The organism is Psychroserpens mesophilus (assembly GCF_000826645.1).
Classification (GTDB): Bacteria; Bacteroidota; Bacteroidia; order Flavobacteriales; family Flavobacteriaceae; genus Psychroserpens; species Psychroserpens mesophilus.
In genome coordinates this window covers 146,033-169,199 of sequence record NZ_JXJP01000002.1, presented here as the reverse complement: position 1 = coordinate 169,199, position 23,167 = coordinate 146,033, and the positions used below count along the sequence as shown (strand labels likewise).

The 23,167-nt window shown below is 35.2% G+C and carries 19 protein-coding genes; 10 read left to right on the top strand and 9 right to left on the bottom strand.

All coding sequences use genetic code 11. The features are described 5' to 3' along the window. Position 1: 1 nt before the first annotated feature. The 4 genes from TD18_RS03065 to TD18_RS03050 all read left to right on the top strand — a co-directional run bounded on the left by TD18_RS03065 (position 2) and on the right by TD18_RS03050 (position 4,157). A complete protein-coding gene (locus tag TD18_RS03065; RefSeq protein WP_040248319.1) occupies positions 2–1,441 on the top strand; it encodes an aldehyde dehydrogenase in 1,440 nt (479 codons plus the stop codon). 19 nt (positions 1,442–1,460) lie between these two features. Then, positions 1,461–2,243, top strand: a complete 783-nt coding sequence (locus TD18_RS03060; protein WP_040248747.1) for an SDR family oxidoreductase — start codon at positions 1,461–1,463, stop codon at positions 2,241–2,243. Positions 2,244–2,416: 173 nt separating this feature from the next. Further along, positions 2,417–2,950: a 3-hydroxyanthranilate 3,4-dioxygenase gene (locus TD18_RS03055; protein ID WP_040248316.1), complete on the top strand. Its 534-nt coding sequence runs from the start codon at positions 2,417–2,419 to the stop codon at positions 2,948–2,950. Positions 2,951–3,071: 121 nt separating this feature from the next. Next, the gene (locus TD18_RS03050; protein ID WP_040248744.1) at positions 3,072–4,157 is read left to right on the top strand and encodes an amidohydrolase family protein; all 1,086 of its coding nucleotides are present in this window, start codon (positions 3,072–3,074) and stop codon (positions 4,155–4,157) included. Between the two features lie 78 nt (positions 4,158–4,235). Here the strand turns inward: TD18_RS03050 and TD18_RS03045 are convergent, their stop codons facing one another. The 5 genes from TD18_RS03045 to TD18_RS17175 all read right to left on the bottom strand — a co-directional run bounded on the left by TD18_RS03045 (position 4,236) and on the right by TD18_RS17175 (position 7,888). Beyond that, positions 4,236–5,876 carry a dipeptidyl-peptidase 3 family protein gene (locus TD18_RS03045; RefSeq protein ID WP_040248313.1) on the bottom strand — a complete coding sequence of 547 codons (1,641 nt, stop codon included), beginning with the start codon at positions 5,874–5,876 and terminating at the stop codon, positions 4,236–4,238. A 98-nt stretch (positions 5,877–5,974) separates the two neighbouring features. Next, on the bottom strand, positions 5,975–6,670 hold the full coding sequence (locus TD18_RS03040) for a CPBP family intramembrane glutamic endopeptidase (protein WP_152611304.1): 696 nt from the start codon (positions 6,668–6,670) through the stop codon (positions 5,975–5,977). A 70-nt stretch (positions 6,671–6,740) separates the two neighbouring features. Further along, a complete protein-coding gene (locus tag TD18_RS03035) occupies positions 6,741–7,223 on the bottom strand; it encodes a hypothetical protein (RefSeq protein ID WP_040248311.1) in 483 nt (160 codons plus the stop codon). A gap of 37 nt (positions 7,224–7,260) precedes the next feature. After that, complete coding sequence (locus TD18_RS03030; protein ID WP_040248308.1) at positions 7,261–7,728, bottom strand: hypothetical protein; 468 nt, start codon at positions 7,726–7,728, stop codon at positions 7,261–7,263. Between the two features lies 1 nt (position 7,729). Beyond that, the gene (locus tag TD18_RS17175; RefSeq protein ID WP_160289450.1) at positions 7,730–7,888 is read right to left on the bottom strand and encodes a hypothetical protein; all 159 of its coding nucleotides are present in this window, start codon (positions 7,886–7,888) and stop codon (positions 7,730–7,732) included. Between the two features lie 151 nt (positions 7,889–8,039). Here TD18_RS17175 and TD18_RS03025 point away from each other — a divergent pair, with 151 nt between their 5' ends. From TD18_RS03025 to TD18_RS03015, 3 genes are all read left to right on the top strand, one after another. Continuing rightward, positions 8,040–9,551 carry a hypothetical protein gene (locus TD18_RS03025; protein WP_040248305.1) on the top strand — a complete coding sequence of 504 codons (1,512 nt, stop codon included), beginning with the start codon at positions 8,040–8,042 and terminating at the stop codon, positions 9,549–9,551. 82 nt (positions 9,552–9,633) lie between these two features. Continuing rightward, positions 9,634–10,077: a hypothetical protein gene (locus TD18_RS03020; protein WP_040248303.1), complete on the top strand. Its 444-nt coding sequence runs from the start codon at positions 9,634–9,636 to the stop codon at positions 10,075–10,077. A gap of 120 nt (positions 10,078–10,197) precedes the next feature. Further along, positions 10,198–10,527, top strand: a complete 330-nt coding sequence (locus TD18_RS03015; RefSeq protein WP_040248301.1) for a hypothetical protein — start codon at positions 10,198–10,200, stop codon at positions 10,525–10,527. Positions 10,528–10,583: 56 nt separating this feature from the next. On the opposite strand, the gene hemL is transcribed toward TD18_RS03015, so the two are convergent. Genes hemL through TD18_RS03000 form a run of 3 tightly spaced genes read right to left on the bottom strand, consistent with a single transcriptional unit; the run spans position 10,584 to position 13,558 of the window. Beyond that, the gene (gene hemL, locus TD18_RS03010; protein WP_040248299.1) at positions 10,584–11,870 is read right to left on the bottom strand and encodes a glutamate-1-semialdehyde 2,1-aminomutase; all 1,287 of its coding nucleotides are present in this window, start codon (positions 11,868–11,870) and stop codon (positions 10,584–10,586) included. A 5-nt stretch (positions 11,871–11,875) separates the two neighbouring features. Beyond that, positions 11,876–12,673, bottom strand: a complete 798-nt coding sequence (locus tag TD18_RS03005; protein ID WP_040248297.1) for a glucosaminidase domain-containing protein — start codon at positions 12,671–12,673, stop codon at positions 11,876–11,878. Positions 12,674–12,679: 6 nt separating this feature from the next. Continuing rightward, entirely contained in the window at positions 12,680–13,558 is an 879-nt protein-coding gene (locus TD18_RS03000; protein ID WP_152611303.1) for a 1-aminocyclopropane-1-carboxylate deaminase/D-cysteine desulfhydrase, read from the bottom strand. A gap of 171 nt (positions 13,559–13,729) precedes the next feature. On the opposite strand from TD18_RS03000, the gene TD18_RS02995 reads away from it, so the two are divergent. Beyond that, complete coding sequence (locus tag TD18_RS02995) at positions 13,730–17,140, top strand: T9SS sorting signal type C domain-containing protein (protein WP_084205829.1); 3,411 nt, start codon at positions 13,730–13,732, stop codon at positions 17,138–17,140. A gap of 399 nt (positions 17,141–17,539) precedes the next feature. After that, positions 17,540–22,618: a GEVED domain-containing protein gene (locus TD18_RS02990; protein ID WP_040248291.1), complete on the top strand. Its 5,079-nt coding sequence runs from the start codon at positions 17,540–17,542 to the stop codon at positions 22,616–22,618. On the opposite strand, the gene TD18_RS02985 is transcribed toward TD18_RS02990, so the two are convergent. Beyond that, positions 22,615–22,944, bottom strand: a complete 330-nt coding sequence (locus TD18_RS02985) for a hypothetical protein (protein ID WP_040248289.1) — start codon at positions 22,942–22,944, stop codon at positions 22,615–22,617. The two genes, TD18_RS02990 and TD18_RS02985, sit on opposite strands and share 4 nt — an antisense overlap. Before the next feature lie 49 nt (positions 22,945–22,993). On the opposite strand from TD18_RS02985, the gene TD18_RS17170 reads away from it, so the two are divergent. Next, positions 22,994–23,155 (top strand): DUF5522 domain-containing protein, encoded by a 162-nt coding sequence (locus TD18_RS17170; RefSeq protein WP_160289449.1) that lies wholly within the window; start codon positions 22,994–22,996, stop codon positions 23,153–23,155. Positions 23,156–23,167 lie beyond the last annotated feature (12 nt).

Here is a 23,167-nt window from a genome sequence, read left to right as displayed (position 1 = left end):
TTTGAACATTCAAAACTACATCAACGGCAACTTTCATAATCCGATTCATAATCAATGGTTGGATAACTACAACCCTTCTAATGGTGAAGTTTACAGTCAGATACCAAACTCATCAAAAGAAGACGTTGAAAATGCATACATCGCAGCAAAATCTGCATTTCCTGTTTGGTCACAAACCACTTTAGAAGAACGCAGTCGTATATTAATTAAAATTTCAGAATTATTAGAACACAACTTACAACGTTTTGCTGAAGCCGAATCTAAAGACAATGGAAAACCTATCTCATTAGCAAAATCTGTTGATATCCCAAGAGCTGCTAGTAATTTTAGGTTCTTCGGAAATGCCATAACCCAATTTGCCAGTGAAAGTCACGAAAGTGTTGGTCAGCAAGCCATTAACTACACTTTACGTCAACCCATTGGAGTCGTCGGTTGTATTTCGCCTTGGAACCTTCCACTCTATTTGTTTACCTGGAAAATTGCTCCTGCACTTGCAGCCGGAAATTGTGTGGTTGCTAAACCAAGTGAAGTAACTCCTATGACTGCTTATTTACTTGGAGAAATCTGTAATGAAGCTGGTTTACCTAAAGGTGTCCTGAATATTGTTCATGGTCTGGGTGGTTCAACTGGTCAGGCTATTATTGAACATCATGATATCAAAGCGATTTCGTTTACTGGAGGGACAGCTACTGGAGCGCATATCGCCAAAGTAGCTGCACCAATGTTTAAAAAATTATCGTTGGAATTAGGTGGAAAAAATCCAAACATCATTTTTGCGGACTGCGACTATAATGATATGCTGAATACAACTGTACGTTCGTCGTTTGCTAATCAAGGACAAATTTGTCTTTGTGGTAGTCGCATTTTTGTGGAAGCAGCAATCTACGACAAATTTAAAACCGATTTTGTGGCAAAAGTAAAACAGCTCAAGGTAGGACATCCATCGGAAGAGGCTACCAATATTGGTGCTTTGGTATCAAAACCACATTTAGAGAAAGTAAAAGAATATATTCAAATTGCTAAAGATGATAACGGAACGGTTTTATGTGGCGGAAATGAAGTTGCTGTTAATGGTTTTGAAAACGGTTACTATCTAGAACCAACCGTAATTGAAGTTCCAAATAATGAATGTCGTGTGAATCAGGAAGAAATTTTCGGGCCAGTAGTCACCATCATGCCATTTCATTCTGAAGAAGAGGTATTAACAATGGCAAATAAGGTTAAATATGGATTATCTGCTACGTTATGGACGAACAATTTAAAACGCACCATGCGCATGAGCCATCAATTGCAAGCTGGTATTGTTTGGGTAAACACCTGGATGATGCGAGATTTACGAACGCCTTTTGGTGGTGTTAAAGCCTCAGGAGTTGGTCGTGAAGGCGGATTTGAAGCCTTGCGTTTTTTTACTGAGGCAAAGAATGTGTGTATTAAATTTTAAAAAAACTAGAGCAAAAAAGATGAATTTAAACTTAAATAACAAATACGCATTAGTCTGTGGAAGCACAGCAGGTATTGGAAAAGCAACCGCTTTAGCTTTGGCTGAAGAAGGTACAATTATCACTTTAATTGCCAGAAACGAAGATAAGCTTAAAGCCGCTTTAGCTGAACTACCACAACATAGAAATCACGACTATATCGTTGCCGATTTTTCAAATCCAACTGAATTAAAATCGAAAGTGGAAGCCTATATTAAATCGAATCATGGGTTTCACATTTTAGTAAACAATACTGGAGGCCCTAAAGGTGGACCAGTGTTTTCTGCAGAAATTGAAGAATTTGAAAGAGCTTTTACACAGCATTTAAAATGTAATCATGTCTTAGCGCAAGCAGTAGTTCCATTTATGAAAAGTGCAAACTATGGTCGAATCATTAATGTAATTTCAACGTCAGTTAAACAACCTTTAGATGGCTTAGGCGTGAGTAACACCATTCGTGGTGCTGTAGCAAACTGGAGTAAAACCTTAGCCAATGAATTAGGACAATTTGGAATTACGGTTAATAATATACTTCCTGGTGCTACAGGGACTGAACGCTTAACTGAAATTATTAAAAATAAATCGGCAAAAACAGGAACCACAGAAGATGAAGCTGCCAATGCTATGAAAAATGCAGTACCAGCAAAACGCTTTGCAAAACCAGAAGAATTAGCTGATGCCATAACATTTTTAGCGAGTGAACGCGCTGCTTATATCAACGGAATTAATCTTCCGGTTGATGGTGGGCGAACTAAAAGTTTATAAAAAGGAACATAAAGATAAAAGAACCAAGAGCAAAGACTTTTTGTTTTGGAGTTTTATACTTAATTTTAAGAACGAAATCACGCGTTAAGGATTGAAAGGTTTGTTTGAGCTCATCTTTGATAGCGAGCCTTGAAAGCCTGACCCTTTATGGGTAACGCCCAAAATAAAACACTATGAGTAAACTGTATCCTCCTATAAATTTTAAAGCCTGGATTGAAGAAAACCGACATCTTTTAAAGCCACCAGTTGGTAATAAGGTTGTTTGGAAAGATGGTGATTTCATTGTTATGGTTGTTGGTGGACCAAACAGCAGAAAAGATTATCATTATAATGAAACTCCAGAATTTTTTTACCAAGTTGAAGGTGATATCGTTTTGAAAGTAATTGACAAAGGCACTCCAAAAGATATTCATATCAAAGAAGGTGAGATATTTTTATTACCACCAAAAGTTCCACATTCTCCGCAAAGAGGAGCTAACACTGTAGGACTGGTCATTGAATATCCACGTGAAGAAGGTGTGCAAGATGCCTTATTATGGTTTTGCGAAAACTGCACAACAAAGCTATATGAAGAAGATTTCACCTTAGACAATATTGAGACAGATATGCCTGCGATTTTTGACAAGTACTATGGTGATAAAGACAAGCGTAGTTGCCCGAATTGTGGCGAAGTGATGCAACCACCAAAAAAGGTTCAATTGGATTAGTACTGTCATACCACACTTGATGTGGAATCCCTTATAATGCTATTCAAAAATAGATTCCTACCTGTCTAGGAATGACAAATAATATAAAAATTGCCACGACTAAAGTCTCGCAATGACAACTATGGAAAAACGAAAACTTAGAATCAACGGTCATTCACATTTACTTCCTTATCCGGAAGAAATTCCGGATTTTATGAAGGACAAAGGTATTTTTTGGGTCGATAAAGACCGAAAATTTATGCTTCAAAAAGATTGGAATCGTCCCATTACAGATTCCAGTTTCTTTTTAAACGAAAAGTTGGCCTGGATGGAGCATTTTAAAATTGACCATGCCGTTGTTTTAAACTTATCACAGCTCTATGGCAATGGCTTACGACTGGAAGAAATGAAACAAGCCTTAAGGTTTCAAAATGATTTCAATGCTAAAATTCAGAGGGAAAATCCGAGTAAATTCACAACAGGTTTTGTAGTGCATCCTGGTTTTGTAAGAGGTGCTTGCTGGGAAATTGAACGTTGTGTTGAAGAATTAGGCATGCAGTTATTATGCTTGCCAACCCATTATATGGATACGATTGGAACTTGGCGATGTATTTTTGATGAAGAAAATGAGCCCATTTTTGAATTAGCAGATAAGTACAACTTAGCCGTTGAAGTGCATCCTTATGATGGTGAAAAATTTATAAAACTTGAAAACACATCCTGGCGTTTCCATTTGATTTGGATGTTAGCGCAATGTGCTGATGCTTATCACTTTTTAACCTTAAACGGTTATTATGAAAAATACAAAAACATGCGAATTTGCTTTGCGCATGGCGGACAATTAGCTCAAATTAACCTAGGAAGACGAATCCAGGGTTTTGATGGTCGTCCAGATTTATTTGAAGGCAAAACTCATCCTAGAAAGGCTGTAGGTCATAAAAACATATTCTTTGACACTTTAGTTCATGATACTGGTGGACTTGAATTACTTATTAAAAATCAAGGTTCAAAACAAGTTTTAATGGGATTAGACGACCCTTATCCCTTAGGTGAAATGGAAAGTGTAAAACAAAGTTCGTATCCAGGAAAAATATTAGATCTAGCAGTTGATAGGCACATTATTGATGAAACCCAACGTGATGCCATCTGGGAAGACAACGTCATTCAATGGCTGTGTGGTGATAACGAAGCAGCCAAGCAAAAACTAGTCAACAGAATTTTAGGATAAAGTAAATTTATAAAAATAGAAAAGCCTTTCAGCAGTTAATGGTTGAAAGGCTTTTTTATTTTTCATGTTTTCAAATTTTTACAAACCTAATACATCTGTTCCCTGTTCAAAAATAACATCAACAGGAATGTTAGCATTTGTCAATCGATCTAAATCGGATTGAAGTTCAGGAGAAATAATTCCTTTATCAGCCACTAATTGAGCTACTCCATCATAATCTCCATTTCCTTGAAGTGTTAAGATCAGGTTTGAGAGATCTTTCATAGCCATTTCCATTTTATCAAAGTTCACTTTATAAGTCCCATCTTCATTTCTAGAAAAGGCACCTTTTTCTTTAAAGAAATTAAAACGAATCATATTGGCTTTACCATGAGCTGAAGATGCTCCGAATCGAACCGAACGGAAAATTCCAGCCATAAAGGTCACCATGTTATCTTTTAAATCTTCTTTTAGTTCACCTTTGGCTTGTAATTGCTGAATCATATACAGACCTAAAATATCTGCTTTACCTTCTTCTAAAGCACTGGCATGTTCTTTTAAAGATGTTCTAACTGTTCCTTTCCCATTAATAGTGTTCTTAATTCCAAGACCATGAGCTACTTCATGAAACATAGTGTTGGCGAAAAATGCATCAAATGTAATATGTTGACGCTGACTCTCATCAATTAGCACTTCAGAAATTGGCATCAAAATTTTATCAAATTTGGCACGCATCGCATTCTTCAATTGCAAACGACGCGTTCCTTTTTGTAATTGTACTTCTTCATCGTTAGGAAGGTTAATAGCAATGGTTTTACTTCCAGAATTACAATCTCCTGCATAATACACAACATCATAAGCGTTTAAATCGCTATCTGTTCCTGGTTTCTCCTGCTTGTATTTATCATCAACAGGCAAATTCTCTTGTAATTCAGGTAAATAAGCACTGAACTTAGCCAATCGTTTACTCCATTCCTGATCTTTAATTAACACATAACCTTCATGAGCAGCTTTGTTTCCAAAGAGTTGATCTTCGTAAGTTTCAATAGGGCCAATCACAATATCAAGTGTATTGGTTTTCATATCCATCCAGGCTAAATCACTAGGCTGATAGTTGTCATCGAGTAAAGCTTGAGATCGCAATTCTAAGTATTTTTTTAAACCCTCATCTTCTGCTAATTGTGAAGCTTTACTTAATAAATCTGAAACCTCTTTTACTTCAGCTTCGAACTGTTTGTGATACGGAATAGAATATAATTTCCCGTTGTCGTCACGACGCACAAAATTATAAATGCTCGACTTATTTTCAATGTCTGCAGCTTCAAATTCTTTTTTAGTCATATCCTTCGGATAAAAATTTGCTCCAGCTGGCTTTTCACCAATACCTTCAACAAAAGAAGCATTTCCATCGAGTCGATCCCAAGGACCATAATTGATTTTTACAAATTGTTTTGTTGCTTCATCTGAAATAGAGTTTAAAAGTGCTTCTTTATCTCCATAAGACTCATACCAGAATAAGTCGTTCATCTTATCGGCAGCTTTAATAAGCAACGGAAGCATTTGACGTTCATTTTCAGATAAGTTGCTAACATCTGCAGTGAGTTTAAAACTTACATATTTACTGAGATTTTGTTCCATGTCTGTCATTTCTTTTTCCTCTGCAACGACCTCCTCTTTTTTCTCTTCTTTACACGATGTAACTATCACTAATACGGATAGTAAGGCTATTAATTTTTTCATAAATGTTAATGCGTTTATTAAGTTTCCCAAAGTTAATTAATTTAATAGGTTTCTTAAGAAAGGAACCTCTATTTTTTTAATATTGAATTGTAAAGAAATCAATTTATAAACTTCAAAAACACATCTGCAAATGGATCTTGATTAACTACTGTGTAATAAAACAAAGCACCTAGCCAGCCATGCAATATACCTAAAACGTATAAATTTTTTGATTTTAAATAGATATAGGCATAATACAATGCTAATATAAATGTACCAATCATTAGCCAGTTTGACGGATAATGCACCAATGAAAATAACACAGCAGTTAAGACAACAACTGTTAGCTTATGAAATTTCACAGATTTGAAAGTACTTAAGTTACCAGCTACAAGTCCGATAGTTAAAAACTGCTGAACAGTTCCCCAAATTGGATAGGTAATTAATAATGGTATAATATGCCAACTTAAATTTAAAGTGCCTTGCACATATCCAATTACTAAAAAGGATAGCACAGAAACGATAGTAAAAGGCAACATGAGTTTAAAAACACTTTTAAAATTATCTAGTCGAAATCCCCAATCTTTTAAAACGTATACATCTTTCCTATAACGATAGTACATGTAAAGTGACCATGCCACTATGGCAAAAACCACAAATGGTAATCGCCAATTTAAATGATCCATAAATATAAATTTGCCAATGCCAGTTAGGGCCACAGCAATGATTTCTAACAATCTGACTTTGTCAGAAACAGGTCGAGTCAAACTAACGTTTGAAAATTCTATTAAATACTTTGTGAGTTTAGATTTCATAGGTTTTGGTTTAAAAACCTCGCAACAAAAGCCACGAGGTTTGGTGTTAGCATCAATCTGCTAACCATCATCAAAACAAAAAGATCATATACACAATAATCCCTTCGGCTATTCCTGTGATGATACTCATGCCCAGAATATCTTTGATTTTACTTCTTAAGAAAAACACAGCACTTAGAATAGCCATAATGGCTGCCAGTAAAATTTCTAAGGCTTCAATTTTAGAGAGCAAAAATGTGATACCAGTAAATGCGACAGTAATACCAAACGTTATAAGACAAAACTTAATAATTTCATTTTTGGTGTAATTCCCCTCTTTAAAGCCTTGTCGTAAATCTCTGAGAATAGAGAGAATAAACAAGAGTGGTACTACAGATAGAAATGGAGCAAAAATCACTTTAATCCCTTTGACTATAGTTAAGTCGAAGTAAAAGAAAAATGCAATCGCTGTAAACGCGAGTAAACCTGTGACAATAATAGATTGAAACGTGAATAATAATTCTCTTTTGTTTGAATTTGATTTGGGTTTTGGACTCTCAATAATTGGATTCATAATTTTAATTTTTTGATGATTTGACTAATTTTTTAAGTTATGCCGTAAGAAAAAAGACGTGTATCGCTAATGAAAGCAGCACACCACTTAAAATTCCGTTGGCTTTTAAATTGTTATACAAGATGTAATTCAATACATAACTACTAATGGCTGATGAATTGATTAAATGTGCAAAAATGAGATGATCTTCTAATTTTTGCTGTGTAAAAAATTCTATCAATTGCATACTTCCAAGACTAACAATTATGGTTGCCATGAGTAATAGAATTGCTGGTTTTTGATTTTTCTGTTTGTATTCGTCAGTATTTTGAGGTAAAAAATGTTCTATCAAAAGAAAGCGAACAAAAAACAACATTGGAATTGGAAATAAAATCGATGCTATAATCTTAACCACATCCTTTAAGGTTTTTATTTCATCATATCCTAAAAACACCAGATAGATGAACACAACTACAGAAACACCTGTCGTGATAATAAAAGCTGTATTGACCTGCTTTAATTTCATATTAAAAACCTGTTAGGTTTGCTTTACTAATCGTATGACTTGATAAAAAAGCTATTCCCTTATTATAACTTTCGATAACTTCTGTCTGAATGGATTTAGAATACATAATAATAGCACTCATAAAAGCTATCAGAATCGTAGTTTTAAAAATTGTTTTCATAATGATTTGTTTTGTTGATTATGAAACAAATGTGCAACCATAAGTGCATTTTAAAAACACAGGTTTGTTAAAAAACTGACGATTATATAATTAATATTTTATTATAAAGTATTATTTTTATTATAATATTAAATTTTATACTGACGACTTAATGACCGATTTAAACGCTATAGCTTCAACCTTTTCTTTGGATGAACAGCAACAATTCATCAAATACCTTCAGAAAAAGAACAAACGAAACGACACCAAAAACATTCAACTATTCAAATTACTTGCAAATGAAGATTTAAGTTCTAAAGCACTATGTAAAGCCATTTACAAAAACGAGAACAAGGTGGCATATCACGCACTTCGTAAACGGTTATACCAATCCCTTATCGATTTTATAGCCAATACAAATCTTGAAGAAGAGAATTCTATGGATATGCAGATTATCAAATACATATTAGCTTCCAGAACATTCCTAATCAACAAACAATTCAAAATAGCTTATGATATTTTAGACAAAGCAGAAGTTTTAGCTCAGGAACACTCACTATTTCCTATCTTAAATGAAATCTATCACACTAAAATCCAGTATGCGTATTTAAACCCTTCAGCAGATATCAAGGCCTTAATTTCTAGTTTTAAAGCCAATCAAAAAAACCAATTTGTTGAGGAAGAACTCAATATGGTCTATGCCAAAATCAGACAAACCCTTAACAGTATGACTTACAAAGGTGAAGTGTTAGATTTTCAAACCATATTAAACAACACTTTAGCCGAACATAATATTAATGTCACAGATTCCATGTCGTTTAAATCGTTGTATCAGCTGATGAAAATCGTAAGTATTTCAGCGTTCGTCACCAATGATTATCTGAAGATAGAACCCTTCCTATTAAACACCTATTCAAAAATCCAATCGCATAAATTAAAAGACAAGCAGCTCTATTATCACATTCAAATTGTGTATATGATTGCGAATACATTGTTCAGAAATAAAAAATTTAAAAGGTCTTTAAGCTATTTAGAGGAAATGAAGCACCTCATGGAAAAGCAACGCAGAAAATATTTTAAGACGTTTGAAGATAAATATCATTTGCTACACGGCTTAAACCTGAATTATTCCGGAGTTCAAAATGAAGCTATAGCCTGTTTAGAACATTATAAACCAGCCAAACATCAAGATCTAGAATCTGCCCTCGACATCCAATTAAGCCTGGTCATGTTTTATATGCAAAGCTCACGATTTAAAGATGCTTCAGAAATATTTTCAAAATTTTATCACACAGATCAATACTACACTGAAAAAGCAGGAAGAGAATGGGTTCTCAAGAAGAGCTTGATGGAAATTATTCTTTATATCGAATTGGGACATATTGATTTGGTCGAATCCAGATTACTAAGTTTTAAACGCAACTACACGTCCTATTTAAAACAAATACGTCAAGAACGTGTGCTTACTTATCTGAAATTGGTAACCTACTACTACAAACATCCTGAATCTGTAATGTCTGAAGCTTTTATAAACAAAGTCGAAACCTCGTTTAATTGGATAGAAGCTGAGCAGGAAGACATCTTTGTGATGAGTTTTTTCGCTTGGCTAAAAAGCAAAATGGAAAACAAACCTCTTTATGAATCCACTTTAGAACTGGTTAAATTAGCCCAGAAAGTTAAATAAAAGCTAAAATCAAAAATGCATTAAACTTTTAAAACCTATTCAAGTCTTAATAGTATCAATTAAAAACAAATACTTGAATATTATGAAAAAATTAATGCTAATAGCGATTGCATTTTTAACCTTAAATGCAACAGCTCAAGACAAAAAAAACGGAAGAGATCAAATTAAAGATTTATCTGCTGAAGAAGTCGCAACTTTAAAAACTAAAAAACTGACTTTAGAATTAGATCTTACCGAATCACAGCAAGCTTCTGTAAAGGCCTTAGTTTTGAAGGAAGCTCAACACAGAGAGCTCTTAAGAACAAAGCGCCAACAACAACAAAATGACGAGGATTTCAAAAAGCCCAGTAAAGAAGAACGTTATGCTATGGCTAACGAACGACTAGACAGACAAATTGAAATGAAAAAACAAATGAAAAGCATCCTAAATGCTGAACAGTATACCAAATGGGAAGCTACATTAGCTAATAAAAAGAAAGGAATTCGCAAAGCAAGAAAAGATAAACGGTCTGGTAAAAGAGACTAATATTAGTTTGATTGGTTAGTTAGTAATTAAGCATTGGTTTTTTAATCAATGCTTTTTTTGTCATTTTAAATTAAAAATCATTAATTTAGTCACTTAAATTTCCTTATAAAATTCATAACAATGAAAAAATTAATAACACTCTGCTTTTTTGCCTTTGCACTTTTATTTAGCACTCAAGGATTAGATGCTCAAAACATTAAAGATATCAATGCATTTGCATCTGAACAAGCAAAGGAAGTCCGAAAAGCAATTAAGATTGACAATAATCAATTAGAAGAAGTTTATCAGGCTTACAAAGAGTACCAAACTAGTTATGTCCAATTTGGTGATGACCTAGATGGTAATCAGAAACAGATAGAAAAAATCAATATGATTTTAGACACGAAGTTAAAAAGCATCTTAAACGAAGAGCAATTTGATAAATACCTGTTAATATTCAGAGCTGAATAACCTTCTGAAAAATGAATTATAAAAAAAAAGCCTGCTTACATTGAGCAGGCTTTTTTTTATAGTGTTTTCGCAACTTTTTTAACTGCTGCAATAGTTTCATCTAAATCCTCATAAGTTAGCGCATCTGTTATAAACCAGGTTTCAAAAGCACTTGGTGCAATATAAATCCCTTCATTAAGCATGCCGTGAAAAAACGCTTTAAACGTATCATTATTTCCTGTAGCAGCACTTTCAAAATCTACAACTTCAGTTTCAGAAAAATGAATGGATATCATTGATCCAACTCTATTTATGGTATGTGTTACTCCTGAAGCTTTCAACACTTCAGCACAACCTTTGTGTAAATAAGCTGTTTTATCTTCTAAACGCTGAATCAATTCAGCATCATTATTAATCGAATTCAACATGGCAAAACCAGCTGCCATAGCTAAAGGATTTCCGCTTAAGGTTCCTGCTTGATATACATTACCCAAAGGCGCCAAATGATTCATTATTTCATTGCGAGCTGCAAAAGCACCAACTGGCAATCCACCACCTATTACTTTTCCGAAGCAAACGATATCAGCATCGACACCAAACAATTCCTGACAACCCCCTTTTGCCAATCTAAAACCTGTCATCACCTCATCAAAAACCAACAATATGTTATGCGCATCACAAAGGGTTCTGAGTTCTTGTAAAAAATTAGATTTTGGCGGAATACATCCCATATTACCAGCTACTGGCTCCAGAATCACACAAGCAATTTCATTGACATTAGCCTCAACTAACGCCTTAACATTATCAATATCATTATACCTAGCCAGCAAAGTATCTTTCGCTGTACCTTGGGTTACTCCTGGACTATTCGGACTTCCAAAGGTAACAGCGCCACTTCCAGCCTGAATTAAAAAGGCATCACTGTGACCATGATAACACCCAGCAAATTTTATGATTTTATCTTTTTTTGTAAACCCTCTAGCCAAACGCACAGCACTCATACAAGCTTCAGTACCAGAATTCACGAACCTTATTTTATCAATATTTGGAACCATAGATACTGCCAACTCCGCAATCTTTGTTTCTATTTCAGTAGGCATTCCAAAAGATGTTCCCTGTTTGGTTTTTTCTATAACGGCATTAACTACAGGCTCAAAAGCATGACCTAAAAGCATTGGTCCCCAAGAATTAATATAATCGATGTACCGATTACCATCTTCATCATAAACGTATGCACCTTTAGCTGATTTCGCAAAAATTGGTGTTCCTCCTACAGCCTTAAACGCTCTCACAGGTGAATTAACACCTCCAGGAATAACCTGTTCCGCATCTCTGAAAAGCGCACTACTTCGCGTATATAACATAGTATTTATTTTATGATTAAAATCTGTCCAATAGACAATTCGTTATTAGAAAGATTGTTACGTAATTTAAGTTCTTCAACCGTTGTATTATATGTTTTCGATAAGGAATATAGGGTATCACCTTTAACCACAGTATGGCTGATGTAACTACTTTTTTCATCTGAACGAATCACCTCTATTCTACCTAAAACCTCATCATCAAATTTGTATAATTGATAACGTTCTATTAAACTAATTAATTTATCTGGATATTTTTTATCGGTGGCATAACCTGCTGCTCTTAGACCTTTTGCCCAGCCTTTATAGTCATCTTCTCTTAACTGAAACAATTTAGAATAGCGACTTCTACCCGTTAAAAATGTAGAGTGATCTTCAAATGAAGACTCGGCGTGCTGGTATTTTCTGAAACATTCTTGCGAGGCATCATCATCGTGATAAATTTTTTGACCTGTCCAGCCATGACACTTAATCCCAAAATGGTTATTTGCTTCAACCGCAAGTCGTCCCTTACCAGAACCTGATTCTAGTATGCCCTGAGCCAACGTAATACTGGCAGGTATTTTATACTTTCTCATTTCCTCTTTAGCAATAGCACTAAAATTGGCAATATATGCTTCCGTTGCATTTGCGTAGGATGTAGCTTTAGGAGATGTTTCAGAAGATACAGGTTTTTCAGGTTCCGTTTTTATAATAACGCGTTCCGTTTTAGGTGTATTGTTTTTCTTTTTAGTAACAATTTTGCGCTTAGAACCACAATTTATCAGTAATAGTGAAATCAAAAAAATAATACTAATTCTCTTCATAAATTATTAAACGATTAAGGGCTTATTTTGTTGTTTCAATTTTACATTCATACCTGCAATACCTTGCAAACCTCCTGTATGAATTGCTAATATTTTTGAGCCTTTTTTAAAAAAACCTCTAGAAATTAAATCATAAATACCATACATCATTTTACCTGTGTAAATAGGATCTAAGGGCACTTTATGATTATCCTTAAACCGATTTATAAACTGAATTAAATCGTCATTTATTTTGGCATATCCTCCAAAGTGATAATCATCAATAAGCTCCCAATTGGATTTAGATACAAATTTAGTGATTTCTTCTCTTAAAAAATCACCTTTTAATGCCGGAAAACCAATAATTTTTTGATTGGTACTACTAGAATTTATTAAACCAGAAATAGTACCTCCAGTACCAACTGAACAACAGACATAATCATAGTTCAAATCTGTATCTTCAAGAATTTCCTCACAACCTTTAACAGCCAGTGCGTTGGTTCCTCCCTCAGGAATTAGAAAAAATTCACCAAACTCTTCTTCCAATTGGGCAATAAAATCTTGAGACATTCGATTTCTGTAATGCGCTCTGGAAACAAATTTAAACGACATACCACACGTTTTTGAAAATGACAGCGTGGCATTTAATGGTTTTACATTTTTCAACTCGTCTCCCCTAATAATTCCAATGGTTTGAAACCCTTGTTCTTTTCCTGCATAAGCAACTGCAGCAATATGATTTGAAAAAGCGCCTCCAAAAGTCAATATCACCTTTTTTTCTCTCTTTTTTGCCGCAATTAAATTGTATTTGAGCTTCCTCAATTTATTACCAGAAACGTAAGGATGGTTAAGGTATTCAGGCTTTATAAAAACATGGTTGTCAATAGAAATAAGGTTTTTATCCATAAAAATAAGCACTTCATCAAATAAGTTAATAAATCAACAAATTTCTGTTAAATTTATTTATTTTTGACTAAATTTGGTCATTATTCCCTAAGAGTACTGATCGAATCTTATAAATCCTACAAAATTGCCTGTATTATAGTCAATGTTGTTATGCCTTAAATTTAAAAGATTATGATTAAAAAGCTACTTTTCTTTTTTTTATTGATATGTACTACACAACTCACTTTGGGTCAAGCGCCTGGAGAAGATTGTGCATCAGCTACACCGCTTACTTTAATTCCTGGAGGCACACTCAATACAGGGTTACAAAGCACAGCAGGACTTTCTAACTCTTATACAGCCATACCCACTTGTGTAGGTGCGGCTGCTTTTCCTGGTTTCGCTGCAGGTGCTATCGATGGTGTTTACTCCATTAATGTGACCACTGCTGGTGACCACACGTTCTCATATACGGTCACAGGAAGCACATTTAAGACGCTATCTGTATTTCCTGCTTGCCCTGTTGTTCCAGGCGACTGTTTAGGTGGCTTTTATACTGCTGGTAACAGAAATGGCACTGTCACCATTAACCTACCTATTGGCACCTATTATATCGTTGTTGATGGCGCAACCTTTGGAGGTACTCCACAATTCACATTAACAATTTCTGCTCCTGCCGTACCACCCTCAAACGATTTGTGTGCTGATGCTATTGAATTATATTCCAATGTAAACTGTTTATATCAAACATTCACTAACGAAGCAGCAACAGATTCTGGAGAACTTCCTGCTCCTGGTTGTTCTAGCTATTTAGGAGGTGATGTTTGGTTTTCTTATGAAGTTAATTCTACGGGAGATTTTACAATTGACATGGACACTGGAGTTATAACTGACAGTGGGCTTGCAGTATATTCAGGTACTTGTGGTGGCTTAACACTTTTAGCATGTGATGATGATAGTAGTGCAAATGGTTTTATGTCTTCTATTACAATCACTGGCAGAGCACCTGGTGAAATTGTTTACATTAGAGTATGGGAATTTGGAAATGATAATAATGGTACATTTGATATATGTATTACTACGCCAGTACCTGTTGGCACCCATGGCGTGATTATGGATTGTCCTGGTGAGTTTCCTCGTGAACTTACCTCAGACATTGGGATTACGTGTGGAGCAGTAGCAGGAACTACCAGTTTAGGAAATACTATTAATGGAAATTTAAACGCAGCAACTGACCCTATTGCAAATCAACTTGGCATTTTTCAAGTAAGTACTGATCCTTGTCAATTTGACCCGCCTGATACTGCAAATTATACAGCCACAAATTTTACTGTTACCGTAACGGGTGATTATGTATTTGAAATGGCTACTAGTGCTGCTTATGATGGGATGGGTTATATTGTCGAGGCTGGATTTACTCCTGGAATATGTGGACCAGGTTTTATTGCTGGTGATGACGATTCTAATCCGGTTAGTAATGAGCCACAAATAACAGCGAACCTTACTGCTGGCGTCAACTATACTTTAATAACCACAGTGTTTGGTTTCGGACCAGTAACGATCTCAGGACCTTACACATGGAACATCAGCTTTGCTACTACAACGCCCCAACCCGATTGGTTTACCACAGCAGTTGGAGGAACTTCTATAGGTTCTGGCGACGGTTTTAATCCTGTTGGTGTCGCTGGTTCAGGATTACCTGATACAAACACTCCAGGTATTTACTCATTTTGGGTTGAATGTCCAACTACTCCTGGTGTAAGAGTTCAGGCTGATTATGTGATTGGCATGGTTTGGGATGGTTCGGCATCAGCTGATTGGTTTAATCCTCTCAATTGGAATAGAAATTTTGTACCTAGTCCTTCGGAATGTGTTTTCATTCCTTCAGGCACACCTAATGACCCGATAATTAATGATGATTTAAATGCAGATGGCTATAATATAACTATTGAAACAGGAGCTTCTGTAAATTTATCATCAGACGGAAATGCTAATAGTTTGGCATCATCTTTAACCTTACAAGACGCAGTTATCGTGCAAGCAGGTGGCTCATTAATCATTCCTGATGGCGCAAGTTTAATACAAGTTAGCGATTCGCCATCTCAAGCAAATAGTGGTGATATTTTATTAAATAGAAATACAAGCATCAGACAAACAGATTATGTTTATTGGTCTAGTCCTGTTCAAGGATTTGATGTATCTGACGTATATGGAGCTTTTACACCAACGAATCGTATTTATGAGTGGCTTCCTACAACAGCGACTGGTTATTTTTCACCACCTCCAGGTCCTGTTGCAGTTATTACCGGAAATTGGAACGCTCTTTCGTCTGGTAACATGTCTCCAGGAAAAGGATATATCATCCAAGGACCAACCAATCACACGGCTACAGTTTCAACAGCAACAGCAACATTTAATGGTGTTCCTAACAATGGCGTGATTACCCAGGCTCTAGACAGTGGTGATTATACGGGAGGCACATTTATGTACAGTCCTTATGGTACAGATATGATAACCGTTACAGATAAAGATGATAACTGGAATTTAATTGGAAACCCTTATCCTTCAGCACTTGATGCAGACGCTTTCCTGACGCATCCAAGTAATAGTATTATTGAAGGTGCTGTTCATATTTGGACTCACGGTACTCAAATTGGAAATAACGGAGATTCGTTTTACGATGACTTTTTATTATCGTATAGCCCTTCAGATTATATAACTTATAATTTATTAGGTGTAACAAATCCTAATCCTGTTTTTAGTGGCAATATAGGCTCTGGACAAAGCTTCTTTGTATTAGCATTGAACGATAACGAATCAGGTAGTGTGACATTTAATAATAGTATGAGAGGTGCTGGTATTAGTAATACTGATTTTTATAGAAATGCTGATTCCACAAATGATACCAATGCCATTGAACGTCACCGTATCTGGTTAGATTTAATAGATAATGAAAACGGATTATCATCTAACATTTTGGTCGGTTACATCGAAGGAGCAACAGAAGAAAAAGATAGATTATACGATGCCTTCGCACGAGAGTCAAATAATTTAAGTTTATATTCTAAAATCAATGACGAACGCATGATTATACAAGGTAAAGGTTTACCATTTGACCAATATGACCAAATACCTCTGGGAGCTGTAATTCCTGTGGCTGGACAATATACCTTAGCTATCAAAAATGTGGATGGTTTATTCTTAAATGATGATCAGAATATCTATTTGGAAGACACACACACAAATTTAATTCATAACTTAAAAGCTGCGCCTTATGTATTTACTGTTGCAGATAACGAAAGCTATGAAGATCGTTTTGTACTGAGATATACAGATGACGCATTAAGTATTAATGAAACTGAATTAAATGCTTTAAAAATCATTGCTCCTAAAGGCGACTATATTAAAATTAATTCTTATAACAGTAGCATTAATTCTGTTACAGTTTACGATCTTTTAGGTAGATCATTAATTGAACAAACTAATATTGATGATTTAGAATTTGTTATAAACAACCATAACTTATCAAGTGGCTCGTATGTCGTTAAAGTGACACTGAGTAATGGCTTATTTAAAACTCAAAAAGTGATATTAAAACGGTAAGTTAACCGTATATTCAAATAAAAAAAAAGGTCTTGATTTTTTAAAAAATCAAGACCTTTTTTTGTTTGTGGTTTAAATGCTATTAACTACTCGAAAAATAATTTATAGCAACTCATAACTTTACGGTATTTTCTATTCATTTAAAATCTGAATATGAAAAAATCTTAGATATCGCGAAACCATCATAATAACATGATTACCAGATAGGATAGGTCTTTCAACCCCAAACAAAAACACTTTAACAAAAAATCAGAAATAATCATTAATTTTTTGTTAAATTTATTAGATTTTAATTACATTGTTGGCTATATACGTCACATTTCTATCTAACATAGTGGTACCTACATCAATCTAGCTATTTGCGTAGCTTCATTTTGTTATGCATTAAATCTGATACCTATGATTAAAAAATTACTTTTAGATACTTTTTACAAAAAAGTAAAGTATGCAGGATTATGCCTACTGTTTTTAATTTGTTTTGCTATTGATTTTCAAGGTCATTCTCAAACAACACATTTAAATCCAGCGACCAATGGTGGTTTTGAATTAGGTACAACTTTTGCTGCCAATGGATGGACTGCCACAACTGGTGGTGCAACTCAAAACCAATGGGTTTGTAATACTGGAGCTACTACTGGATTTACTGGCATACGTGCGGCTTATGTTACCAATGCTAGAAATGCAAACCCTCCTCCTCACACTTATGCGAATAATAACGGAAGAGTGACCCACATTTATCGCGATATAACGGTTCCTGCTGGAGAATCAAATATCACATTAAATTTTGATTGGATATGTGATGGAGAAACTACGTATGACAGAATGCGTATTTGGCTTGTACCAACGACTTGGACACCAACTTACGGCACAGAAATTGGAGCGGCTGGAACGGCTCCTACTGGTAGAATTCAGGTTGGCGGAAATTACAGTGAGCAATATACATGGCAAAATAGTACGGAAACCCTACCTACAGCTTATGCTGGAACAACATTTAGATTAGTTTTTGAATGGCGCAATGACGCTTCACTTGGAGGTAATCCACCTATAGCTATAGATAATATTTCTTTAATATCTGATACAAACACAAGTTACTGTACTCCCAATCCTACAAGTGTTGATAATTTAGGCATTACCAATGTGTCATTTGGTGCTGTGAATAATACAACAGGCGCAGAAGCTGGTAATTATGGTGATTATTCCGCTATGATTGGTACGGGAACAGAAGGTTCAGCATTACCAATAAATATAACCTATCAAACAGGATACACCTATGACACTACCATTTGGGTAGACTGGAACGATGATTTTGATTTTGCTGATGCTGGCGAAGTCGCCTACACTGGAACTTCTTTAGGAGCAAATCCAACGACTCTAGCCGCATCAATTACTATCCCAGTTGGAGCTTCAACTTCAGGATTAGGTACTGGATTACATAGAATGCGTATTGGAGGAATGGATTTTGGACCCATGACAGATCCATGCTACACGGGTTCCTTTGCGTGTTTTGAGGACTATACCATATCTGTAACAGTACCAGGCCCATGTGTTACGCCTTTGGCACAACCTACAGGTTTAACGTTTGGCGCAGTGACCAATTCAACCATTGATGGTAGTTTTACGGCATCTGCACCAGCATCTTCAAATTACTTGGTTTTGATGAATACCACTGGAACAGCACCAACTGCGCCTACAAATGGTACAACTTACGCTATAGGTAATACTGCATTGGGTGCCACTGTTGTAGATAATGATACAAATCTTAATTTTTCTGCTACTGGACTCACAGCAAATACAACATATTATTTCTTTATCTATGCTTTTAATGATGTGGGTTGTACTGGTGGACCACTATACAATACGGTGAGCCCTTTAACAGGTAATGAAACAACAGACACTTATTGTAGTCCGTCTTCAAGTGACACCAATTATTATATAGATGATTTCATAACAACTGGTGCTATCACTAATATCAACCATACTGGAACAGGGTTTTCAACAAATGGATATGGCAATTTTACGACCTTGAGTGTTGAGCAATTTGCTAGTTCTAACATTGATTTTACTATTAATTTTGTTGGAGGTACTTTTGAAACCAATATTTGGGTAGACTGGAACAATGATGGTGATTTTGTGGATGGAGGTGAAAAAGTTTATGACTCCCCAGGATATAGTGACCCGACAGTTGGAAGTTTTACAGTAGCAGCAGTTGCAGGAGGATCCTATAGAATGAGGGTACGCTCAGATTGGCTCAATAGTGATCCATCGTCTTGCGGTTTTGACGACGATAGTGAAACGCATGATTACACTTTAATTGTAACACCTTTAAACTGTAATTCTAATCCTGAAAATCTAACTGCATTTGCAACAACTACAACAACTGCCACTGTGAGTTGGACTGATCCTACAACGCCACCAGGTAATGGTTATGAATATATCATCTCAACAGACAATACAACTTCAACACCTGCAGGAGATATAACTGGAACAACTACTGGAACTAGTATTAACTTAACAGGACTAGTTGCAAACACAATGTATTACGTTTTTGTTAGAAGTGTTTGTAATGCTGTTGATAACGGCATTTGGTTTACTATAAGCTTTAATACTGGTTGTGTTGATCTTGATTATACACCTAACGTTTGTGAAATGGTAATTGCAGAAGTTGGTATTGATCCTTTTGCGATAACACCATACAATTCGAATCCTGATTATACCATAGGTTGTAATGCGAATACTATAGAATTAGCAACCAACGCACAAATGAATGAAACAACATCTTATGATGTAATTAAAATACCTTATGAAACTATAAGAAGTTCAGGAGCAACAATAGATAATTCATCTATTACTAACGATGATTATTGGGCAGATGATCCTACCGCTATAGGATTTCCTTTTTGTTTTTATGACAATGAATATGACTATACATTAGCAGGAGCAAACAGTATGATTACATTTGATATTAATGCTCCAGGTGCACCTTATTTTATGACTGGTACAAATACACCTGGTACTTCTTGTGATTATGATTTCAGTGATGATTTACCAAGTACGGCAAATTCTTTATTTGAACAGACAATCTATGGTGTATATCATGATATAGATCCTAGAGGTCTTCCGGCTAATGCAATAACCACTAGAACTCAAGGTACTCCAGGATGTAGGTTATTTGTTGCCAGTTGGCGCGACATCCCAATGTATAGTGATGCTTCTAGATTATATTCTGGTTTAATCGTTTTATATGAAACAACGAATATTATTGAAGTCTATATTGAAGAAAAAAGAATTGAAAATGGTGACGTTAACCCATGGAATGGAGGTAATGCTATTGTGGGTATACAAGGTGACATTACGCCTTTATTACCAAACAATCAATATTCTGTTGCCCCTTGTAGAAATGGTTTAGACACCAACTGGGAAACCACCAACGAAGCTTGGCGATTTGTACCTAGTGGTAATTCTAGACTTACAGGTGTGGAATGGTATAACGGAACGGACACTTCAGGAACACCAGATGCAACAACCAATACATATACTGTATCTGCTGCTGGAACATATACTGCAATATCCACGTATACCACATGCAGTGGTTCAACAGTAACACTCACGGATGAAATTGTGATTACCCATAACGGAAAAGTCTGGGATGGATCAACATCAAGTGATTGGATGGAACCAACTAACTGGTCTGACAATTTGGTACCGACTGCTGCCGATTGCGTAATTATTCCGGCAACAGCAAATGACCCAATCATTTATGATGATGCTAATGGAGATGGTTTATACATGGTCATTGAAAACGGAGCTACACTGACTTTAACATCAGATACAAATAGTAATGGTTTTGCGTCTTCCTTAACAATTCAAGATTATATAGACATTCAAGGTTCTGGTGAACTATTTGTTCAAGATGATGCCAGCTTAATTCAGGTGTATGATAGTACGACAGTACCAACACCTAGTGCTGCAAATTCAGGAAATATTACACTCGATAGAAATACTAATATCAGGCTTACAGATTATGTTTACTGGTCGAGTCCTGTACAAGGGTTTGATGTATCTACTGTTTATGGTGGTTTCACGCCTTCTAATTATATTTATCAATGGACTCCAACTGTTCCTACCGGAACTAATGCTCCAGGTACTCTGCCTACTGGTGGCATGCCAATTTGTTATGGAAATTGGGATCCTTATAGTTCTGGCAACATGGCTCTCGGTAAAGGTTACATTGTAAGAGCTCCAACAAATCACACAGCAGGTGCTTCAATCGCTACAGCTGTATTTAATGGAGTGCCAAATAATGGTGTTATTACCCAACAAATACTTAGTGGAAATAATAGTTTTGGAAACAGTAATTATACCTATAATCCTTATGGCGTAGATGATTTAACTGTAACGCCTTTTGATGATAACTGGAATCTCTTAGGAAATCCTTATCCTTCTGCTTTAGATGCGCAAACATTTTTGACACATCCGAGTAATTCTATTATAGAAGGTGCCGTGCATATATGGACTCATGGCACACAAATTGGCAATAATGGTGACTCGTTCTATGAAGATTATTCACTCACTTATGATGTTGCTGATTATACAACCTATAATTTCTCTGGAACAAATACATATGATGATGAAACCTTTGCAGGAAAGATTGCTTCAGGTCAAGGCTTCTTTGTACTAGCCTTAAATGACAACGAAAGTGGTAGTGTCACATTCAATAACAGTATGCGTGATAGATCGCATAGTAACACTGCTTTTTATAGAAATTCAAACGAAGATTCTGACTCAAATGCTATTGAGCGACACCGTATATGGCTAAATTTAATAGACCAAAACGGATCAACATCTAGTATCTTAGTAGGCTATATTGAAGGAGCTACTCAAGAAAAAGACCGATTATATGACGCCTATGCAAGAGAAGTTAATAGTTTGAGCATGTATTCTAAGATTGGAAATCAACGTATGATTATTCAGGGACGTGCCTTACCTTTTGATCCGAATGATCAAGTTCCATTAGGAACAGTAATTCCTCAACCAGGACAATATACAATTGCAATAAACAATGTAGACGGACTGTTTTTAGATGAGAATCAAAACATCTATTTAGAAGATTTAAATACTGGTATAATTCATGATTTAAGAGCTGCTCCTTATACGTTTACTGAAACTGAAGCAATAGATTATGATACCAGATTTATATTAAGATATACTAATGAAGCGTTAAGTATGAGCGAATTGGAATTAAGTGCTTTAAGCATCATTGTTCCTAAAGGCGATTATATTAAAATCAATTCAGATAGAAGTCCAATAGATTCGGTTATAGTATATGACCTGCTAGGCAGAATTTTATATGAGAAAAACGCTATTCGCAAATCTGAATTCGTTTTAAATAATCATAACTTATCAGCTGGAACTTATATTGTAAAAGCTACTCTAACAAGTGGTGTATCTAAGGCTCAAAAAATAGTCTTGAAAAATTAAAATCTTATAAAGTTTATAAAATTCCAAAAAGGCCTTGATTTTAAGTAATTAAGGTCTTTTTCTTTTGCATAAGCTTCTCTTTCAAATGAAATAGTTTTATAAGCCATATTCCAGTTTTTATAAACAATTAGTCGAATTAGAAACTCCATAAAGTACCAGAGATAAAACAAAACAATTAGCAGTTCTAATTGTTGTCTCAAATGAATTCTTTCATGATTAACCAAATTAATATCGGTTTTCAAATACTTATGTTTCAGAAAAACGAAGGGAAAAATCGTTATTCCAACATAGCCTTTTGGCACCAAATATTTAGAGATTAAAATCATAATTCCATGCATTCAAAAATCAATCCAATTTGCACTATCTTTGTAAGATATGAAGAAAATCATACCTCTAGAAGAAGGTGATTATTATTTAACACCTGAAGGCTATCGTTGCTTCACTGAGCAATATCTATTAAAGCGAGGCTATTGCTGCGAAAGTGGATGCAGACATTGCCCTTATGGTTTCGACAAAAACATGTTAAAAAAAAAGTAATGCAAACAACAC